The sequence below is a fragment of the Bowmanella dokdonensis genome, assembly GCF_017254865.1.
Taxonomy (GTDB): domain Bacteria; phylum Pseudomonadota; class Gammaproteobacteria; order Enterobacterales; family Alteromonadaceae; genus Bowmanella; species Bowmanella dokdonensis.
Genome location: NZ_JAFKCV010000396.1, coordinates 1 through 285 on the forward strand (window position 1 = coordinate 1; position 285 = coordinate 285).

Sequence of the window (285 nt, forward strand, 5' to 3'; positions counted from 1 at the left end):
GACGCCATCAAGGGTCGCAACGCCGAGCTGGAGGAGTTGGCGAAAGTGCAGGCCGCAGAACGCAGCCGGCTGAAGAAGCTGGAGCAGAAGGTGGAGGCGGAGAAGGCTGATCTTGACGCCAAGGCGAAGGTCCTGGCTGAGGACCGCGAGGCCTTCAAGCTCCTCGAGGTGAGGTCTCGGACGGTGCTGCGGTCGCTCTACGAGAAGGGCTTGGAGGAGCCGCTGGCCGCCAGTGACGAGGGCCCCACCCAGCTGCTTCCTTATCTGGTTGATGCGCTTGAGGAC

The 285-nt window shown here is 64.2% G+C and carries 1 protein-coding gene; it reads left to right on the forward strand.

The window, feature by feature from the left end; all coding sequences use genetic code 11:
• Window positions 1-285 (forward strand): hypothetical protein (locus tag J0A66_RS23055; RefSeq protein ID WP_206576100.1); only part of this gene is annotated, 285 nt, incomplete at both ends.